The sequence below is a fragment of the Corallococcus exercitus genome, from assembly GCF_042231735.1.
GTDB lineage: Bacteria > Myxococcota > Myxococcia > Myxococcales > Myxococcaceae > Corallococcus > Corallococcus exercitus_B.
This window is the reverse complement of the sequence record NZ_CP102577.1, coordinates 3,829,098-3,844,877: the sequence shown is the minus strand read 5'-3', so window position 1 is coordinate 3,844,877 and position 15,780 is coordinate 3,829,098. Positions and strand designations below refer to the sequence as shown.

Genomic DNA, 15,780 nt, shown 5'->3' with positions numbered 1-15,780 from the left:
GGCCGGGGAAAAATGATTTCAGGAAATCCCCAGGAAACTCCGAAGGCCCTTCACCGATAATCCTTTTGTAGCTGTCGCCGTACTAACCCCTCGTCGTCCTCCTGAAGGAGCACACCATGGCCAGCGGCCTCGCGAACGTCCTCTCCACCGCCATCAGCACCTCCAACTCCCAGCGCTCCTCGATGGACGACATGATCGCCCAGGCCCCGCCGGAGCAGAAGGGCTTCCTGGAGGCGCAGAAGAAGGTTCAGCAGGACTCGCAGATCATGAGCACGATCACGAACCTGATGAAGAAGATGGACGAGATGGCGATGGCGGCCATCAACAACCTGAAGTAGTCGCTGACAGGTTGGTGGTTCGCTCCGGCCCCGCGCTGGTGCTCCTTCAGGGGCACCGGTCCGGGGCCGGCGGCGTTTCGGGCTTCAGGCCCGACGGCAGGCGGAAATGATCCTGGAAATCACCCAGGAAACTCCGAAGGCGCTTCACCGATAATCCTTTTGTAGCTGTCGCCGTTACAAAAACCTCGTCGTCCTCCTGAAGGAGCACACCATGGCCAGCGGCCTCGCGAACGTCCTCTCCACCGCCATCAGCACCTCCAACTCCCAGCGCTCTTCGATGGACGACATGATCGCCCAGGCCCCGCCGGAGCAGAAGGGCTTCCTGGAGGCGCAGAAGAAGGTTCAGCAGGACTCGCAGATCATGAGCACGATCACGAACCTGATGAAGAAGATGGACGAGATGGCGATGGCGGCCATCAACAACCTGAAGTAGTCGCTGACAGGTTGAGTGGTTCGCTCCGGCCCCGCGCTGGTGCTCCTTCGGGGGTGCCGGTCCGGGGCCGGCGGCGTTTCAGCGCTTCCGAAAGCGCTCGGCCCCTTGTTCGGGATCCAGAAACTCTCCTAGCCTCTCCGCCGATAACCTTGGAAACCGCTTTTTGAACGAGGTTGGTTCACATGGGCAACACGATCAACCGTACTCCTTCCTTCTCCCCCACGGCCCGCACCACGGGCCCGACGCAGGCGAACCCGGCCGCTTCGGCCAAGGCCACGCGCGAGCTGGGCGACCTCAACGCGCAGCTGAAGACCCTTGCGCAGCCGCAGGCCGCCACGAAGCAGACCGCGACCACCGACCGCAAGTCCACGGGCGACACCCTGAACGGTCTGAAGGACGCGTACCTGGGCAACCTCGACCTGAGCGAGACGGCGAACGCCCGCGCCCTGTCCAAGGCGCAGGAGAAGGTCGACGCTTTCGTCGCGGCCAACCCGAACGCCACCCAGGAGCAGGTCGAGGCCGAGGCCAAGAAGGCGCTCGGCAGCACCTCCACCAGCGAGTACATCTTCAAGTCGATCATCAGCAAGTCGATGAACGACATCATGGCGAAGGTGCAGGAGCGGATCGACGAGTCGAAGTAGTCCGTCCAGCCCGTGCCTTGGAAGGGTCCCCGTCTGGCACTGGCGGGGGCCCCGGGCTAGACTCCCCGCCGCTGCTGCCCCCGCCCCGGTGAACGCGCCGATGACGACTGAATCCAAGGCCACGGTGTCGAACGACAACGAGAAGCCCCTGTCTGGACCGGAGATGCTCGAACGGGCCACGGAGGGCTTCAATCTCTTCCAGGACGGGCACTTCAGCGAGTCGCTGGCCATCTTCGAGAAGCTCTCGGCCATGGACTCGAGCGAGGCCTACTTCCAGACCGCCCTGGGCGCCTGCCACCTGGCGCTGGAGGACCTGGACACCGCCGTGGCGTGCTTCAACCGCGCCATCGAGCTGGACCCCACCGACATCACGCCCTTCGTCAACCGGGGTGAGGCGTTCCTCCGCCAGGGCCGGACGATGGAAGCGGCCCGCGACTTCCAGCATGCCGTGTCGCTGGACCCCGAGGACAAGGACCCCCTGAGCCGTCGTGCGCGCATGCTCGCCGCCGCGGCCCTGGAGAGCTCGGACGAGGCTTCGGAATCCGAAGCCCCCGAGGACCGCTCGTAGCCTGACCGCAGGCTCCCTTCCCGGACAGGGGAGGGAAGGCCCCCCCTTGGGCTCGGGGGCGCGCACGGATTAGGATGGCCCCGCCGATGGCCAACGCCGATCCGAACAGCTTCCTGAACAAGTACTCCGACATCGTCCTCGCGGTGGTCGTCGTGGCCATCGTGGCGATGATGATCGTCCCGCTGCCGACGCTCGTCCTGGACGTGTTGCTGACGCTGAACATCAGCATCTCGGTGGTACTGCTCCTCATCTCCCTCTACGTGCCCAGCGCGCTGTACCTGTCGTCGTTCCCGACGATCCTGCTGATCACGACGATGTTCCGTCTGTCGCTGACCATCTCCACCACGCGACTCATCCTGCTCACCGGCGACCCGGGCGAAGTGGTGGTGGCGTTCGGTAACTTCGTGGTGCAGGGCAACTTCGTCGTCGGCGCCATCCTCTTCCTCATCCTGGTGGTGGTGAACTTCATCGTCATCTCCAAGGGCTCGGAGCGCGTCGCGGAAGTGGCCGCGCGCTTCACCCTGGACGCCATGCCCGGCAAGCAGATGTCCATCGACGCGGACCTGCGCGCGGGCGTGATTGATCAGGACCAGATGAAGAAGAAGCGCCGCGACCTGGAGCGTGAGAGCCAGCTCTTCGGCGCCATGGACGGCGCGATGAAGTTCGTGAAGGGCGACGCCATCGCGTCCATCATCATCACGGTCATCAACATCGTGGGCGGTCTCATCATCGGCGTCACCCAGAAGGGGATGGCCGCCGGTGACGCCGCGCAGAAGTACACGCTGCTCACCATCGGTGACGGTCTGGTCGGCATGATTCCCGCCATCCTCATCTCCACGTGCGCCGGTATCCTGGTGACGCGCGTGGGCGGCGAGGAAGAGGGCGCGCACCTGGGCAAGGACGTGGGCTCGCAGCTCACCGCCTTCCCGAAGGCCATCGCCATCGCGGCGGCCATGCTCGTGGGCCTGGGCCTCATCCCCGGCCTCCCCAAGATTCCCTTCTTCCTGCTGGGCGCGGGCGCGGGCTTCGGCGCGTACACGATGATGCGCAAGCGCGACGAGGCCATCGCCGCCGAGGAAGCCGGCCCCGCGATGGAGTCCAGCTTCGGCACGCCCGTGTCCGCGGAGCCTCCGCCCAAGGAGCAGCTCAACCCGGACTCGGAGCTGTTCATCCCCGTCGTCACGCCCATCGTGCTGGAGGTGTCCGACGCGCTGGTGCCCTTCGTGGACTCGCGGCAGGACGGCGGCAAGTTCCTCTTCGAGCTCATCCCGTTCATGCGCGACGGCCTCTTCGTGGAGCTGGGCGTGCGCTTCCCCGGCGTGCGCGCGCGCGGCAACGGCGGCCTGCCGCCCGGGGCCTACCAGATCCAAATCAACGAGGTCCCCGTCGTCACCGGCCAGGCCACCCTGGGCCACATCCTGGTGAACGACACGGTGGAGCGCCTCAAGCTGATGAACATCCCCGGCTTCGAGGCCATCAACCCCGCGACGCGCCAGCCGGCCGCGTGGGTGCCCGAGCAGTTCCGGGAGACGCTCGAGTCCGCGGGCCTCACCACCTGGGACGTGCCCGGCTACATCATCCTGCACACCGCCGCCGTGCTGCGGAAGAACGCCCGCGAGTTCGTGGGCGTGCAGGAGACGCAGACGATGCTGGAGCAGCTGGAGAAGGCGTTCCCGGCCATCGTCAAGGAAGTGGTCCCGAAGATCGTCAACGTGCTGAAGCTGACGGACATCCTCGGGCGCCTGGTGGAGGAGGAGCTCTCCATCCGCGACCTGCGCGGCATCCTCCAGGCCCTGTCGGAGTACGGGCAGGTGGAGGCCGACAACGTCATGCTCACCGAGCATGTCCGCGCCTCGCTGCGCCGCTACATCTCCCACAAGTACGCGCGCGGCACCGGCACGCTGGTGGTGTACCTGCTCGACCCGAACATCGAGGAGGCCATCCGCAGCTCCATCAAGCGCACCTCCGCGGGCGCCCACCTGGCGCTGGAGCCGGAGATTGCCCAGGAGATCGTCGGCGCGGTGCGTTCGGAGTGCGGCCACCTGCCGCCCAGCGCCCAGCGCCCCGTCATCCTCACGGCCATGGACATCCGCCGCTACGTGCGCAAGCTGCTGGAGTACGAGTTCAACCCCTCGTTCTCCATCCTCAGCTACCAGGAGCTGTCCCCCGAGCTGAACATCCAGCCGGTGGCGCGCATCTCCTCCGGCCGGTAGTCCCCCGCGCCGGAAGTGCGAAGGCCCCCGTCTCGCGACGGGGGCCTTTGTCGTTTCAGGGAGGGAGTGGCTGTTGCCCGCGAAGCGCCTCAGGCGCCCGCGAGCACGGCGATCATCAACACGAGGAAGCTCAGCCCCACCACGCCCATCACGATGAGCGGGACGAGCTTCTTCTTGTCCGCGAGCGCGGACACCGGCGCGGGCTCGGGCTCCGGCTCGGGCATGGACTCGCCCATCCCGCCGTCGGGCTGCGGCTCCTCGGAGGAGGCGTCGGGCTGCGGCTCCTCGGACGCGGCGGGCTCCTCCGGCGGCGCGGGGGCGGGCTCGGGCTCCGGTTCAGGCTCGGGCGGGGGCGGCTCCTCGCGCTTGGGCGGGGAGGGGCGCGGCGGCGACGGCGCCGGGACGACGGCGGAGCTCTCCGAGGAGAGGCTCACCGCCGGCTCGTCGGGCGGCTCGGCGGGGTCCACGTAGACGAAGCGGGTGGCGCCAATCTCCAGCTCGTCGCCGTCCTTGAGCGCCTTGCGGTTCACCCGCTTCTTGTTGACCTTGATGCCGTTGCGGCTGCCCAGGTCCTCCACGTGCGTGCCGGACCAGTCGCGGCGCACCTTGGCGTGCTTGCGGGAGACGAGGTCGTCCTTGAGGATGACGTCGGCTTCCTTCTCGTCGCGGCCGAAGACGTGCTCCTGGGCCTCGGAGATTTCGATGCGCTGGCCCTCGCGCGGGCCGTTCATGTAGCGCAGGAAGCGCTCCTCGCCGCCGGCGAGGCCGCGCATCGCGTCCTTCAAGATGCCGCGCGCGAGGAAGGACGTCTTGTCGCTGACGTCCGGGGCGATCTCCACGACCTTGTCGAAGCGGACGTCGTACTGCGCGATGGCGATGACGTCGCCGTTGCGCAGCAGCTCCTTCTCCCCCTTGGGGAGCGCCTTGCCGTTGATCTTCGTGCCGTAGGCGCTGCCCAGGTCCTCCAGGAAGTAGAGCGTGCCCTCCTGGATGATGCGCGCGTGGTTGCGCGACACCGCCTGCTGCGGAAGCACCACCTGGCAGGTCTTGTCCCGCCCCAGGGTGATGACGGAGTCGTCGAGGACGACCTCTTTGCCCGAGGCGCCACCGGCCTCGCTGCGCTGTGTGACGGTCAGACGGACGCTCATCGCGTGTGTCGCTACCCGGAGGGACGGCTAGAACGAGTCGTTGGCGAGGAATCTCTCACACGTCGTGTACTCGGTGGGGAATTCCTCGGACGTACCAAACTTCATGAAGTTCTTGCAGGCCGTCTGCGCGTGGGTCTGCTTGTGCGCGTCGTTGAAGATCTGGAAGAGGCCGAAGTGGCAGGGCGCGAACTTGGCGTCCAGCTTCACGCACTTGCGGTAGGCGCTCTCCTCCTCCGCGAGGAGGCCCTTCTCGCGGTACTGGCGCGCGAGCAGGTACATGGCCGGGGCGCTGTTCTCCGCCGTCTGGGTGTCCTTCAGCTCCTTGAGGGCGGAGTCGGTGAGGGCCACCTTGCGCTGGGCGACGGCCAGGTTGTTCAGGCAGCTGGAGTTCTTCTCATCCAGGCGGGCACAGTTGCCGAAGGCCTCACGGGCCTCCGCGAAGCGGCTCTGCTCCATGAGGACGGTGCCCAGGTCGTGCCACACCTCCGCGGAGTCCGGGGTGAGCTGGGCGGCCTGGGAGATGTGTTCGAAGGCGCCCTCCAGGTCCTTGGCCTCGTAGGCCATGATGCCGAGGTTGTGGTGGGCGTTGGCCACGTTGGGGTTGACCGCGAGCAGCGTGTCGAACTCCTTCTTGGCCTCCTTCGTCTTGCCCATCTTCATGTAGGTGAGGCCCAGGTCGTAGCGCGACTCCAGGTTGTCCGGGTTCACCTGCAGGGCGCGCTTGAAGTTGTCGTGGGCCTTTCCGTAGGCGCCTTCCTCCAAATAGAGGACGCCCAGGTTCTGGTAGGCCTGCAGGTGCTCCTGGTTGAAGCGCAGGGCCTTGATGAAGAACTCCTTCGCCTTGCCCTTGTTGCCCGAGTACATGGCGATGAGGCCCTTGTTGGCCCACAGGTCCGCGTACTGGGGGGAGAACTCCAGGCCCAGGTTGCAGTAGGTCTCCGCCTTCTGCAGGTCCCCGTTGGCCATCTCCTGCGCGCACAGCTCATTGTTGATGAGCGCCCGCTCGTGCGGGGGCGGCGTGCTGAGGCAGGCGGTGGTGGAGAGGGAGGCGGCGGCGGTCAGGGCGAGGACGAGGCGAAGACGCATGGCCGCCCGAGTGTAGGAGAGCGCCACCCCATGAGGCAACGCCGGCCTGCCGCTGAATCAGCGCTGTTTTCCAGGGGTTAGGCCGGCTGTAGAGTGCGCCGCCATGCGTACCTACCTTTGTGCCTTTGGCTTGCTCGCGGCCCTGCTGGGCGCGGCTCCTGCTCACGCGCAGTTCTCCAACCGGAGTCTGGGCCTGTCGCTGGGCTACATGGACTTCAAGCGCACCGCGGGCCTCGCGGGGACGCCGTTCATCGGCTTGGAGGGCAGCCTCTACATCGAGAACGGCTTCGAGGTCGTCTCGCTGTCGAAGCTGATGTTCCCCACGGACACGTTCTCCACGCCGGAGAAGCGCGTGGTGGGCCTGGCGCCGTCCCTGGGCATCCGCTACCTGCTGCTGGAGGAGACCATCCGCCCGTACGTCGGCACGGACGTGAGCTACCTCATCGTCTTCAAGGAGAGCATCAGCAACTTCGTGGGCATCGGGCCCAACGCGGGCGTGGACTTCTTCCTCAGCGACTCGGTGAGCCTGGGCGTGCGCGCGCAGTACAACTTCTACATCGCGCTCAACGAGGATACGCAGACGTCGTTGACGGGCTCCGTGGGCCTGGCGACGTACTTCTAGGTCCGGACGCGGGACGCCCCGGGCGTGCTCCCGGGGCGGGCAGCAGGGCGGCGGCGACGAGCAGCGTCCACTTCTCGTCCGAGAGGTGGGCGGGCTTCTCCATGGCGAGCGAGTCCTGGAGCCGGGCGCCCAGCGCGGAGAACAGCGTGAGCCGGGCCTCCAGCCGCAGCTCCTCGCGGCGCAGGGCGGCGGACAGCACCAACTCCCGCTCCTCGGTGGACAGCCGCTTCACGCGCGAGACGAACAGCGGATCCGCCAGCAGGCCCTCCTCGCCCCGGGTCTCGATGGCGGAGGGCACCTTGAGGCGCCGCTCGCGCACGACGATGGTGCCGGCGAGCAGGTCTCCCAGCCGCTGGTGCGAGCGCGACACGAGCGCCACCGAGCCGCCCACGAGGTAGAGCAGCGGCAGCCGGTCCACCACGCGCGCCAGGTTGCGCAGGGCCGCGTGGTAGAAGCCGATGCGCACGCCGCTCTCCTGGATGACCCGCAGGGACATCACGCGCTTGCCCACCGTCTGGCCCGCCCACGCGGTCTCCAGCGTGATGCCGTAGCCCCAGTCCACCAGGAAGTAGACGACGATGCCCAGCGCGCTGGCGAACCCCGGGAAGGCGGCCATCGCCACCTGGAACACCAGCAGCACCCCCATCGTGGCAACGCCGACGATGAGCGCGTCCAGCAGCCACGCGAGGAAGCGCGAGTACACGCCCGCCAGCGTGAAGCGGAACTCCACGTACTCCGGGGTCAGCACCGTGTGGGTGCCGTCGAGCAGGGTGTCGGGGGTGTGCGTCACGGCGCCGGAGTGTACGCCACACGGACCGCGGGGAGCAGGCGGGCGGCCAGCCCCGGCCGGGGGGCAGATGCGGGCGGGGCTTGAAGAGTGGTATTCGTGATTAGCGGGCTCCCACGTTATCCTGTCCGCATTCCCGCGCCCGTGGCCTCTTCCGAAACCTCATCCTGGAACCGCCGCGTCCTGCCGGCGGGTGCCTTCCAGTTCGCGCTCATCGCCGGGGTGACGCAGCTCAAGACGTCCGCGAACGCGCTGGTGTTGTCGCGCTTCGAGTCCCAGGCGCTGCCGTACCTCTACCTCCTGGGTGCGCTGATGACGGCGTCGCTGACGCTGCTGCCGCGCGGCCGCCCGGACGGGCCCACCGAGTCGCCGGGCATCCTCACCGGGGTGGGCGGGGTGCTGGCGCTGGGGCTGGCGGCGGCGCTGTCCGCGGGGCAGCGCATGCCGGCGCTGGCGCTGTACCTCTTCGCGGACTGCTTCAGCACGTTCGTGTCGTTCCGCTTCTGGGGCCGCATGGCGTCCGCGTTCGACGCGCGCGAGGCGCGCCGGGCGTTCACGGTGCTCAACGGCTTCGGCATGGGCGGCGGCATCGCGGGCGGCCTGCTGGTGCAGGCGCTGGCGGTGCGGATGGGCACGCCCGTGGTGGTGGTGAGCGGCGCGGTGAGCCTGCTGGCCGCGGGCGCCATCTTCCACCACCTGCACAAGGCGGAGCCGGCGCCGCCCACGCGCCCGCGCTCGCTGCAGGCGTGGTTCCCGGCGTGGAGCTACCTGGGGGAGAGCCCGTACGCGCAGGTGCTGGCGGCGCTGGGCATCGCGTTCGCGGTGCTGTCGTCCTTCGTGGACTACCTCTTCCGCCTGCGCGTGGAGGGCACGCTCAGCGAGGACGGGCTGGCGGCGCTCTTCGGCTCGCTGCAGCTGTGGATCGGCCTGTTCTGCGTGGCCTTCCAGCTGCTCGTGGCGCAGCGGCTGCTCAAGCGCATGGGCCTGCTCATGTACCTGGCGGTGGTGCCGATGGTGCTCGCGCCGCTGGCGGGCGCCACGCTGGCCACCGGGCAGCTGTGGCCGGTGCACCTGCTGCGGCTGGTGGAGACGGCGGTGAGCTACTCCATCCTGCCGGTGGGCATCCAGCTGCTCTACGCGGCGGTGCCGGACGAGCAGCGCGAGGGGCTGCGAAGCGCGGTGGACGGCCTGCTGCGCAAGGGCGGCGTGGTGCTGGCGGGCCTGCTGCTCATCGGCGCGGGCCGGGGCGCCAATGGCATCACCATGGCGGTGGCGGTGGTGGGGCTGTGCGCCGCGCTGGGCCTGCTGCTCGTGCGCCTCAAGCCCGCGTACCTCACCGCGCTGGGCGAGCAGGTGGGCGCGCACGAAGAGGAAGAAGTCGAGCTGGACGGCGAGGAGCAGAAGCTGCTGGTGGAGGCGCTGGGCGCGCCCACGCCGGAGCGCGTGCTGCGCGCGGTGGACATGCTGGAGCAGGCGGAGGCCGCGCCCCTGCGGCAGCACCTGGCCGCGCTCTTGAGCCACCCCCACGAGCGCGTGCAGGAGCGCGGCGTGACGCTGGCCCTGTCCATGGATGCGCGGGAATTGGCGCCCATGCTGGAGCGGCTGGTGGAGGAGGGCCCCCGGCGCCCTCGCGACCAGGCCGTGTGGGCCCTGGCGCGGCTGTCCCCGGAGCGCGCGGAGCGGCTCTTGCCGCCCCTGCTCACCAGCTCCGACGTGGGCCTGCGCTGCGCGGCCATTGGCGCGCTGATGCGCACCCAGGGCAACTCCGCGGCGCTGGAGTCGCTGCGCGAATTGCTGGCGAAGGGCGACCACGCGCCGGTGGCCGAGCGGCGCGAGGTGGCGCGGCTCCTGGGCCGGCTGAAGGACCCCCGGTTCGCGGGGCAGCTGTCGCTCTACCTGGAGGACATGGACATCTCCGTGCGGCGCGTGGCGCTGGTGGCGGTGGGGGAGGGCGGCTACGTGGAGCTGGCGCCGCGCCTCCTGCCCTTCCTCACCTGGCGCGAGGAGCGTCCGGCCGCGCGTGAGTCGCTGGTGCAGCTGGGCGACACGGTGACGCCGCTCCTGGAGCTGCAGCTCAACAACAAGGCCGCGCCCCTGGCCATGCGGATGCAGCTGCCTCGCGTGCTGCGCGGCATCGGTTCGTCCGCGGCGCTCAACGCGCTCTTGTTCTCCAACGTGCGCGACGACGCGGCCCTGCACTTCCGCATCGGCGCGCAGCTGTCGCGCCTGCGCGAGGAGCAGCCGGACCACCCGGTGGACGTGGACCGCATCCACGAGGCGCTGGGCCGCCGCCGTGACACGTACCGCCAGCTGGTGGGGGCCTTCCGCGACGTGCAGGCGGCGCTGGGGCCCCAGTCGCTGCTCACCCGCGCGGTGGGCGACCGGTTGGATCAGGCGCTGGAGCTGTCGTTCTTCCTCCTGGGGCTCCTGCACCCGCCGCAGGCCATGCGCCGCATCCACCAGCACCTGGTGGGCAAGGACTCGCGCCGGCGGGCCTACGCGCTGGAGCTGCTGGAGAACCTGGTGGCGCCGGAGGAGCGCGAGCTGGTGATGGAGCAGGTGGAGGCCCACCACCGGGAGCTTCCGCCCGGAGCGCCGGGCCGGCTGTGGCGGCGGCTCGCGAACCTCGTGCAGAGTGAGGACCTGGTGCTGCGCGCGTGCGCCCGCCACGTGGCGCGGGTGAACGGCCTGGACGTGCTCCCGCAGGAGGGTGACATGAGCGATACCATCGTCCAACGGATGTTCGCCCTGGAGGGCGTGAGCGTCTTCTCGCAGAGCGACGTGGACGACATCGCCGCCATCGCGGAGGTGGCGCGCGAGGCCTCCTACAAGACGGGCGAGCGGCTCTACAGCCAGGGCGACCCGGGCGACGCGCTCTACGTCATCGTCGAGGGCGCGGTGGACGCGTTCCGCAACGGCGAGCACGTGCTGCGCTTCCAGGCGAAGGAGGCCATTGGCGAGGTGAGCCTGCTGGATGGCGCGCCCCGCCCCACGGACATGGTGGCCGCGGTGGACTCGCGCGTGCTCGTCATCGACCGGCGCGACTTCCTGGACCTGCTGGCGGACCGGCCGGAGCTGCTCACGGGCTTCTTCCGCTCCGTGAGCCAGCAGCTCCAGAGCGTCATCGACCTGCCCGCGCGCCGCGAGGAGGGCCAGCGGCTGGAACTGGGCGCCCCCCAGCAGCCCGCGGCGCCGCTGGAGGGCATTGGCGGGCTGCCTCCCGAAGGCAACGCCCCCTCCGACGCCTGAGTCAGTCCCCCGCGCCGTGCGGAGGCGGCGACCCGGTGCTCTTGCGCGCGGGCGGCTGCAGCGGGTCCAGGCCGATGAGGTGCGCCGACGCCACCGGGATGAACGGCCGCGTGAAGCAGCGCAACGGTGGGATGCTGCCCACGAAGCGCGTGAACGCGAGCCCCGCGAAGACCCATGGCTGACGCTCCACGGTGGCGATGGGCGCGGCCACGGCTTCCGAGCGCCGCGCGAGGCCCGTCATCATCCAGCGCAAGCCTCCATGGACCGGCAGCAGGCTCCAGGCGCGCACGAACCAGGGTGGCCGCGTGACGGGGGCCATCCAGGCGCGGTCGCTCTTGGCGGCGGTGAAGACGAGCAGCCACCAGAAGCCCCAGAGGCTGCTGAGAATGGTGAACGACTTCGGAAACCAGAACAGGGGGATGCACAGCAGCACCAGCGCGGGGAACCCCGACACGAACAGCAGGAAGGCCCTCCAGCGGCGCTGGAGCTTGGCGCGCATCCAGGGGACGTTGAGGCGCACGCTCGGGAGGATTTCGGGGTCCTCGGGTGGCACGCCGGTGGCGAGGCTGGCCTCGCGGGAGATGACCGTGTGGTAGTCGCGGGACAGCGCGACGACGATCCACTGCACCGCGCTCAGCGCGCCGAAGAACAGCGCCCAGAACTCCCAGCTGCCCAGGAAGAAGGTGCCGTCGCGCACCTGGGGCACGTCGACGTTGAGCCCCTCCTTCTGGGGCTCCCGCTGGATGCGCGGCCCCTGCTTGTTCGCCTCCGGGAGGTCCCGGAGGGTCTGCCCCACCTCCGCCCGGATGATGGCGGAGATCTCCTCGCCGAGGGAGTCCTCCGCGTCCTCGGCGCCGCTCGCGTTTTCGTCGGCCTCCGCTGGCGCTTGCTTCGCCTCCTTTGCCTCCCTGTCCGCGGCGGTGGCCTCATCCGCTGCGTCCTCGGCGACAGCCGCGGCTTCCTCCCGCGAGAGGTCGCCGGCCTTCACGGCATTGACGGTCTCTTCGATGAGCGCGCCGAGCGCCTGCTTCATGGCGGTCGGATCGCCCTTGTTCTTCGCGGCCTCCAGCTCCATCGCCCGCTGCTCGATGCGGGCCTTCAATTGCTCGCGCGCCGCCCGCTCCTCGGGCGTCTCCTTCCGCGGCGCCTGCTGCTCCTCCTGTTCTTCCTGCGCCTCCTGCTCGTGGCCATTGAACTGGTTGAACGCCCAGCCCGCGGCGATGGCCAGCAGGAACGCGGTCTGGAGCGCGGTCACCTTCACGTAGGTGGCGCGGACCGCGGGGCTCGCGAGGGTGACGCGGGCGATGTGGAAGGGCAGGGCCACGCCGTAGAAGAACTGGCGGATGCGGCCCTGGGGCAGCTGGCCCTTCGTGGACTGGAAGTGCTCGGCGCCGCCCCGGACCTCGCCCCACAGCTCGGAGGCGAAGTTCCGGCCCCACGAGTCTCCCCGTCCACTGGGAGTCCCGACGTCCTTCTCCTCCTGTAAAGGCTTGAAATCCTTGCCTTTCATGCCCGTCATTGGGTCACGCTACCACGTCGGGGATGTGCTAAAGGCCCGGCCGTGAACCCGAACCTCCTCTTGCTGCGTCCCTTCCGTCGTCCTACCCGCCAGCTCCGGCTGTCGTCCGGCGCGCTGGTCCTCGCCCTGGGAGCCCTCGCGGGTTGTGAGAAGACTCCCCCGCCGGCCCCGGCCACGCCCCCGCCGGAGGCGGCGGCGCCCGCGAAGCCCACGGCTCCCCCGGAGGTGACGGTGCTCGTCACCGGCAGCGCCCGCGGCCAGCTCCTGCCCATCGAGGGCAAGGGCGGCGCCGCGGAGCTGATGGGCCGCTGGGTGACCGATGAAAAGCACTGTGCCGGTCCGCTGAAGGATGGCCAGGCGACCTGTCCGGATGCCGGCACGCTCGCCCTGGCGACGGGCGACCTGTGGACGGGCCCGGCCATCTCCTCCTTCTTCCTGGGCGCTCCGACGGCCGAGGTGATGGGGCACATGGGCTATGCGGCCTCCGCGCTGGGCAACCACGAGCTGTCGTACGCCAAGGATTCCTTCCTGAAGAACCGCGCGGCCGGGGGCTTCCCCTTCCTGGCGGCGAACCTGAAGGTGACGGACGCGTCGCTGGCCAAGGACCTGTCCATGCCCGCGTTCCAGGTGTACGAGCGCCGGGGCCTGAAGATTGCGGTGGTGGGCCTCACGTCGCAGAAGACGGTGCGCACGGCGATGTCCGGCCGCGCGGAGGGGCTGGAGGTCACGCCCAACGAGGACGCGCTCAACACCGCGGTGCCCGAGGCGCGCAAGGCGGGCGCGGACGTGGTCGTCATCGTCGCGGACCAGTGCCCCACGGACCTGCAGCCGGTGCTGGCGAAGCACGCGGACTGGAAGGTGTCGCTGGTGGCCGGCGGCCGCTGCGGCACGGACGCTCCCGGCGTGAAGACGGAAGGTGACACCACCTACGCGTCGCTGGGCCGCGGCTTCGAGTCGTACCTGCGCGCGCAGTTCAAGTTCGACCCGGCGAAGCCCGCGGGCCAGAAGGTGACCGGCGTGGACACGAAGGTCGTCCAGGTTGCCGGTGGCACGCCGGACGCGGAGACGGCGAAGCGCATCGCGGAGTGGCAGTCGAAGGTGGACCAGGCGCTGGGCCGGAAGATCGGCTTCACCAAGGCGGGCATCCCGCAGGCCTCGCCGCTGATGGCGAAGTGGGTGGCGGGCGCGGTGCGCGCGCAGCTCAACACCGACGCGGCCATCCTCAACAAGGGCGGCATCCGGGGCGGCCTGTCCCAGGGTGACGTGACGCTGGGCAGCGTGTACTCGGCGCTGCCGTTCGAGAACTCGCTGCTCACCGTGAAGCTCAAGGGCGAGGACCTGGCGAAGCAGCTGGCGAACCCGGACGCGCTCGTGGCCGGCTTCACCCCGGCGGGCAAGGGCAAGTTCAAGGACGCCCAGGGCAAGGCGCTGGATCCGAAGAAGGAGTACACGGTCGCCACCGTGGAGTACCTGTACTTCGGCGGTGACGGCTTCGACTTCGAGAAGCTGGACGCCGACCCGGCGGAGACGGGCATGGCGTGGCAGACGCCCGTCGTCGAGTGGACCGAGGCCCAGGCCTCCACCGAGGCGAAGCCGCTCGAGAAGCTCATCAAGTAGCGCTTCGCGTTCCTGACGCACCGGGGCGCCGGATGCCCTCCCTCGAAACGGGGAGGGCGGCCGGCGCCTCGTCGTTTCCCGCGCTCGGCTAGAGTGGCCCCATGGAGATGGCGGAGTTCATCGAGACGCGGCGGCCGCGCTGGCAGCAGCTGGAGTCGCTGCTGGACAAGTCCGAGGGTGGGGGGCTGCGCAAGCTGAGCCTGGACGAGGCCCGCTCGCTGGGGAAGCTGTACCGCGCCGTCTCCAGCGACCTCTTGTGGGTGCGCGCGCGCAGCGGCTCCGCGGACGTGAGCGCGTACCTCAACGACCTGGTGGGCCGCGCGTACGCGCTGACGTACCCGGGCCGCCGGCCCCGGTTCGCGGACGTGTGGGCCTTCGTCGCGCGCGGCTTCCCGGCGCTCCTGCACCACGAGTGGCGGATGTACGTGGCGTCGGTGCTGCTGTTCCTGGCGGGCGCGGGCTTCGGCTACGTGGGCATGGTGGTGGATCCGGACGCGGCGCACTACCTGGTGCCCGAGCAGCACCTGAGCCTGGACCCCGTGAAGCGCGCCGCCGACGAGGCCGCGGGCAAGGGCATGTCCGTGGAGGAGCAGGCGCAGTTCTCCACGTTCCTCTTCACGCACAACATCCAGGTGGCCTTCCTGGCGTTCGCGCTGGGCATCACGCTGGGGCTGGGCACGGCGGTGATGCTGTTCGTCAACGGCCTGTTCCTGGGGGCGCTCGCGCAGGTGTACGCGGCGAAGGGGATGGCCGGGTGGTTCTGGGCGTGGATCCTCCCGCACGGCATCCCGGAGATCACGGCCATCTGCATCGCGGGCGCGGCGGGGCTCGTCATCGCGCGGGGCATGGTGGCGCCGGGCGGACTGTCGCGCGGGCAGGCGCTGCGCAAGGAGGCGGTGACGGCGGTGAAGCTGCTGTTCGGCACGCTGGTGCTGTTCGTGCTCGCGGGCTTCATCGAGGGCTCCGTGTCGCAGATCCACCCGCCGAAGCTGTCGGTTGCCTTCAAGGTCACCTTCGCGCTGACGGTGGGGACGGGCGTCTACGCGTACCTGCTGTCGGACTGGCTGCGTGGCCGCCGGGAGCGGGCGCGGGCGACGGCGGAGCTGGCGGGATGAGCGGGCCGGACCTGTCCGTGCCTCCGCTGCCGCGCGAGCCGGAGGTGCTGATTGAGTGCCCGCGCTTCTCCCTGGTGAAGCGGCGCGCGGACGGCTCCGTGGACTTCGTGTCGCCGCTGCCGTGCCCGTACAACTACGGCTCCATTCCGGGGCTGCTGTCGGATGACGGAGACCCGCTGGACGCGGTGGTGCTGGGGCCTCGTCTGGCGCAGGGGCAGCGCGTGCGCGTGCCGGTGGTGGCCGTGCTGGGCTTCATCGACGCGGGGAAGGGCGACCCGAAGGTGGTGTGCGGGACACACCCGATGACGCCCGCCGAGCGCGCGGGCCTGGAGCGCTTCTTCCGCGTCTACGCCCTGTTCAAGCGGGGCCTGCACCGCGTGCGCGGCGCCGTGCCCGACACGCGCTTCGTGGGCTGGCTGCGCGAGGGGCCCGAGGCCTGACGCT

At 69.7% G+C, this 15,780-nt stretch carries 14 protein-coding genes; 10 read left to right on the top strand and 4 right to left on the bottom strand.

What is annotated here, in order from left to right:
• Positions 1 to 116 precede the first annotated feature (116 nt).
• The 5 genes from NR792_RS14850 to sctV all read left to right on the top strand — a co-directional run bounded on the left by NR792_RS14850 (position 117) and on the right by sctV (position 4,193).
• A complete protein-coding gene (locus tag NR792_RS14850) occupies positions 117 to 338 on the top strand; it encodes a hypothetical protein (RefSeq protein WP_120530291.1) in 222 nt (73 codons plus the stop codon).
• A 211-nt stretch (positions 339 to 549) separates the two neighbouring features.
• Positions 550 to 771 (top strand): hypothetical protein, encoded by a 222-nt coding sequence (locus NR792_RS14845; protein WP_120530291.1) that lies wholly within the window; start codon positions 550 to 552, stop codon positions 769 to 771.
• 182 nt (positions 772 to 953) lie between these two features.
• On the top strand, positions 954 to 1,412 hold the full coding sequence (locus NR792_RS14840) for a hypothetical protein (RefSeq protein WP_375760689.1): 459 nt from the start codon (positions 954 to 956) through the stop codon (positions 1,410 to 1,412).
• Between the two features lie 100 nt (positions 1,413 to 1,512).
• Entirely contained in the window at positions 1,513 to 1,980 is a 468-nt protein-coding gene (locus NR792_RS14835; protein WP_375760688.1) for a tetratricopeptide repeat protein, read from the top strand.
• Between the two features lie 86 nt (positions 1,981 to 2,066).
• Entirely contained in the window at positions 2,067 to 4,193 is a 2,127-nt protein-coding gene (sctV, locus tag NR792_RS14830) for a type III secretion system export apparatus subunit SctV (RefSeq protein WP_375760687.1), read from the top strand.
• Between the two features lie 89 nt (positions 4,194 to 4,282).
• On the opposite strand, the gene NR792_RS14825 is transcribed toward sctV, so the two are convergent.
• Together NR792_RS14825 and NR792_RS14820 are read right to left on the bottom strand one after the other, a co-directional pair.
• Positions 4,283 to 5,341, bottom strand: a complete 1,059-nt coding sequence (locus NR792_RS14825) for an FHA domain-containing protein (protein ID WP_375760686.1) — start codon at positions 5,339 to 5,341, stop codon at positions 4,283 to 4,285.
• 27 nt (positions 5,342 to 5,368) lie between these two features.
• Positions 5,369 to 6,427, bottom strand: coding sequence for a tetratricopeptide repeat protein (locus tag NR792_RS14820; protein WP_375760685.1), 1,059 nt, complete (start codon positions 6,425 to 6,427; stop codon positions 5,369 to 5,371).
• A 103-nt stretch (positions 6,428 to 6,530) separates the two neighbouring features.
• Here NR792_RS14820 and NR792_RS14815 point away from each other — a divergent pair, with 103 nt between their 5' ends.
• A complete protein-coding gene (locus NR792_RS14815) occupies positions 6,531 to 7,049 on the top strand; it encodes an outer membrane beta-barrel protein (RefSeq protein ID WP_375760684.1) in 519 nt (172 codons plus the stop codon).
• Here the strand turns inward: NR792_RS14815 and NR792_RS14810 are convergent.
• The gene (locus NR792_RS14810; RefSeq protein WP_375760683.1) at positions 6,991 to 7,839 is read right to left on the bottom strand and encodes an RDD family protein; all 849 of its coding nucleotides are present in this window, start codon (positions 7,837 to 7,839) and stop codon (positions 6,991 to 6,993) included. The two genes, NR792_RS14815 and NR792_RS14810, sit on opposite strands and share 59 nt — an antisense overlap.
• Before the next feature lie 141 nt (positions 7,840 to 7,980).
• Here NR792_RS14810 and NR792_RS14805 point away from each other — a divergent pair, with 141 nt between their 5' ends.
• Positions 7,981 to 11,085 carry a cyclic nucleotide-binding domain-containing protein gene (locus NR792_RS14805; protein WP_375760682.1) on the top strand — a complete coding sequence of 1,035 codons (3,105 nt, stop codon included), beginning with the start codon at positions 7,981 to 7,983 and terminating at the stop codon, positions 11,083 to 11,085.
• 1 nt (position 11,086) lies between these two features.
• Here the strand turns inward: NR792_RS14805 and NR792_RS14800 are convergent, their stop codons facing one another.
• Positions 11,087 to 12,595, bottom strand: a complete 1,509-nt coding sequence (locus NR792_RS14800; RefSeq protein WP_375760681.1) for a hypothetical protein — start codon at positions 12,593 to 12,595, stop codon at positions 11,087 to 11,089.
• A gap of 51 nt (positions 12,596 to 12,646) precedes the next feature.
• Between NR792_RS14800 and NR792_RS14795 the strand changes: the two genes are divergently transcribed.
• From NR792_RS14795 to NR792_RS14785, 3 genes are all read left to right on the top strand, one after another.
• A complete protein-coding gene (locus tag NR792_RS14795) occupies positions 12,647 to 14,221 on the top strand; it encodes a bifunctional metallophosphatase/5'-nucleotidase (RefSeq protein ID WP_375760680.1) in 1,575 nt (524 codons plus the stop codon).
• Positions 14,222 to 14,322: 101 nt separating this feature from the next.
• Entirely contained in the window at positions 14,323 to 15,336 is a 1,014-nt protein-coding gene (locus NR792_RS14790; RefSeq protein ID WP_375760679.1) for a stage II sporulation protein M, read from the top strand.
• Entirely contained in the window at positions 15,333 to 15,776 is a 444-nt protein-coding gene (locus NR792_RS14785) for an inorganic diphosphatase (protein WP_375760678.1), read from the top strand. Before NR792_RS14790 ends, NR792_RS14785 begins: the two co-directional genes overlap by 4 nt.
• The last annotated feature ends 4 nt before the right edge of the window (positions 15,777 to 15,780 follow it).